This is a genomic window from Megasphaera hominis, assembly GCF_014269395.1.
Classification (GTDB): domain Bacteria; phylum Bacillota; class Negativicutes; order Veillonellales; family Megasphaeraceae; genus Megasphaera; species Megasphaera hominis.
On record NZ_JACOGK010000067.1, the window covers coordinates 1 to 3,347 of the forward strand.

A 3,347-nucleotide genomic window follows, 5' to 3' on the forward strand; every position below is an offset into this window, starting at 1 on the left:
TACTTCTCCAAGTTGATTCCCTCCATGAATCTGTTGAAAACCAACACCGGATCGCAAATATCCAGAAAATCTGAAATATATAGTGGCAAAATTGCCTGTTTTGGTTTAGAATAATTAGTGGTTGAATTTTTCATTGGTTATGTAAATTTTACCACAAAAGGAGGTCCGCTGACTCGAAAGAGTCGGTGGACCTCCTTTGTTATTTGGGTCTGTGTTATTTCACAGCCCCTTTTTTATACTACAACGGTTAAGGCAGGTTTTCCGCGAAATCGAGGCCCGTATCGGTAGCATAATAGGTGCCTTCCTTTTCGCCGGGTTCCAAATAATTTTTAGCGACGAGCTTTTGCAATAAAGACGTGTCGACCGGACGTTCTTCGAAGAGTTCGGCTGCCGTCTTTTCTTCCCGTTCTGCCAGGGCTACCAGGCTAGCCGAGAGCTCTGTTTCACTAGGGCCTCCCTGTGTGTAATGGAGACGGGGCACGTACATCGGATATTCACGGCAGGCCAGGTAAAAGAACTGGCCAATAGCCCGGGCTTCGCTTAGGCAGTTATACTGATCCAGGTCGATATCCATTTCATCACAAATCGTTTCCAGTTTATTCGATTCGAAGGAATAGAGCTTTTTGGCAATTTCCAAGGTATCGATGAAGCGGAATTGAGGTACTTCGATGCCGAAGACTGTTAAGGCATGCGTAATACAGCCTATGACGTACGTGGCGTTATGACAGATCAGCGTGTGGTCGATAAAATAGTCTTTCATACCGGCATTCCAATATTCGCCAAATTCGTCAGCTTTGCTTAAGAGATCCCACGTTACATCGGGATTTGTTACGTGGGAAATGTCTTTTTCCGGCGGCTGAATATAGAAATAATGCTGGTCCCGTAATTCGCCGTCAGCAAATTCGGCAAAGCCAATGAGATAAATGGAATAAGGCTGCTCACCAGCGAGTTCGATAGAAACGGCTGTAAAGCGGCGGGGCCGGCGGCGTGTAAATTGTTCCGGACCTAAAGGGTATTTATAGTAGCCATCAGATGGCTTAATATCGAATTGGTGCAGATTCGCCACTTTTACGTGGGGCCGCTTGATGACGGCTTCCTTTGCCTTTTGTTTGCGATTGCGGCGGCGGATTGCCATGATCATAGAGTAAAGGACGGCTGCAATAAAAAGCACAGTGACGATCATACCGCCATAATGCAACAGGGTATTCATACGTATCAGTTCCTTTCGCGGGAATGGGAAGCGTGTAAATTATTTATTCTTATTGGCATTGTCTTTATTAAAACTGTGGTAGAAGGTCATGTTATAACAATTGAAGAAGGCCTTGTCAGCAGCGTTACCGTTGACGGAGTACCGTTCGGAAGACACGACTTCCGGATCAGGGTTGACTACCTGTGCCCGCGGAGTGCCTTTGTCGTCGTAGGTCGTCGTCGAAAGGGTTTGTGTTTTTACCACCTGGGAATTAAAGTCGTAGAAAAAGTTATCTTCGTAGCCCGTAGCGGTATTGGTGGAAAAATCGAACGTCAGGACTGTAGCCCGGATGACGTAATAGGGCGGATCGTAGCGGATCGGGCTGATTGAAGTCATATCGATATAGGATTCCGTCAGGGCATCGTGACCAACCTGAATGTAGCGGGGATTGTCATCGAAAAACATGGCAGAAACCAATGTGCAGCTGCAAAATACGAAAAGCATCAGCGCTGAACCTAGTTTTTTTAACATGATAAATCTTCTCCTTTAAACCACAAATTTATGATTCTGATACAATATATTATAGCAGAATTCATTTTAAGATAAAGGGTTCTTTTCGTCTATTTGCATGGAACCGTCTGCCTTTATTTTGTACAATAAGAAAATAAATTTCGCTGTGCAAAAAGCAGGAGTTTATCTGTTTAGGTTGAATATTATACTATAGAAGAAATGGAAGTGATCGTATGGCTCTCTTGTACATGGGACTGCCTTTTTCGCACTGGCAGGACGAGCCTTTTTGGCGTGCTGAAGATAAGCGGCTCACACGTGCCTTTGCACAGTGCGGCCAGCCTGTTAGCGCTCTTAACAGCGGTGTTGCAGGACACGCTATCTGCCAGGAAGCCGGCTGGGATGATACCTTTGTTACTACAGGGCCGGCGTTACCGGAGAGGGACTTTTTGTCTGACGCTGTCTATTGGGAAGATTTTCTCTTTCTCTATATTTCAGCGAGTGCAGCCATGGGCCCGGAAACCTACAGCCGGTTCGTTACTGAAGCGGCACGGCAAGCAGCAGACAACGGGCTCTTTGTCGTCGCCGATCAGCGGCGCCAGGCGAGAAATAAAGAATGGCAGGCCTATGCCCATTTGACTTGGTCGGAAGAAGAACGCCCTTTGCCGCGGCAAGGGAACTGCCGGCTTAGTTTGGCTGTCCGCGCTGGCCGGGTACAAATCGCTGGGCCGTCTTTTTCGGCGTATCCGTCAGATAGAGACGGCATTTCTTTCATGCCGCCGTTTCTATGTGCCCTGCTGGCAGGGAAAACGTTAGCAGACGCTGTCCGGGCAGGCACACATGAATCGGAATAACAGGCAGAGCATATAAGGCAATTGCGGCTTTATGTATAGTATCTAATACGATGTAATGTGTTTCTCAAAAAGGGGGTATTGTTTTGTCAAAAAAAATGACCGAGGAACATCCTTTACGGGCGGCTATTCTGACGATCAGTAACAGCCGTACTTTTTCAAATGACACGAACGGCCTGATGATTCAATCGGCCTTGACCCATGCCGGTCATCAGGTAGTGGATTATCAGATCGTCCGTGACGACAGGGAAGAAATTACACGGCATTTGCATGAATGGGTATGCAGCGTTGATGTCGTCATTACCAGCGGTGGTACAGGCCTGGCCAAGCGGGATGTGACACTGGAAGCTATTGAACCGATATTTGATAAAAAAATTACGGGCTTTGCCGGTCTCATGGATGCCCTGGCCTATCGCAACGACTGCGGTGTCCAGTCCCTGGCGTATCGTTCCAGTGCCGGTGTTTGCCGGCAATGCCTGGTCTTTTGCCTGCCGGGCTTGCCACGCCTGATCAAAATCGGTATGGAAAAGATTATTATTCCGGAAGTATTTCATTTGCATGATGAATTGCAGAAATAAGGAGCAGGGAGTGTGACAAAATGCGAAAGCATTTTGTCCACTTCCTTTTTTTCATGCTCTTTTTCCTTTTTTAGAGAATGACCTTTGAAAAATGGGCGCAAAACCCCTTTCCCCATAAAGCAGTATTTTTACAGTTTATGCGGATTTCTGCAAGCGTAGTTTTTTATTGTGATATTTATAGAGGTTATGTCCGATGGAAACCAGGAAAATCTCTAATCGAAC

The 3,347-nt window shown here is 46.5% G+C and carries 4 protein-coding genes; 2 read left to right on the forward strand and 2 right to left on the reverse strand.

Features of this window, described 5'->3' with window-relative positions; genetic code table 11:
• Positions 1-247: 247 nt before the first annotated feature.
• Entirely contained in the window at positions 248-1,210 is a 963-nt protein-coding gene (locus tag H8J70_RS12255; protein ID WP_186504573.1) for a 3'-5' exonuclease family protein, read from the reverse strand.
• 39 nt (positions 1,211-1,249) lie between these two features.
• The gene (locus tag H8J70_RS12260) at positions 1,250-1,720 is read right to left on the reverse strand and encodes a hypothetical protein (RefSeq protein WP_186504574.1); all 471 of its coding nucleotides are present in this window, start codon (positions 1,718-1,720) and stop codon (positions 1,250-1,252) included.
• A 212-nt stretch (positions 1,721-1,932) separates the two neighbouring features.
• Here H8J70_RS12260 and H8J70_RS12265 point away from each other — a divergent pair, with 212 nt between their 5' ends.
• Positions 1,933-2,550, forward strand: a complete 618-nt coding sequence (locus H8J70_RS12265; RefSeq protein ID WP_186504575.1) for a hypothetical protein — start codon at positions 1,933-1,935, stop codon at positions 2,548-2,550.
• Positions 2,551-2,633: 83 nt separating this feature from the next.
• The gene (locus H8J70_RS12270; RefSeq protein WP_186504576.1) at positions 2,634-3,125 is read left to right on the forward strand and encodes a MogA/MoaB family molybdenum cofactor biosynthesis protein; all 492 of its coding nucleotides are present in this window, start codon (positions 2,634-2,636) and stop codon (positions 3,123-3,125) included.
• The last annotated feature ends 222 nt before the right edge of the window (positions 3,126-3,347 follow it).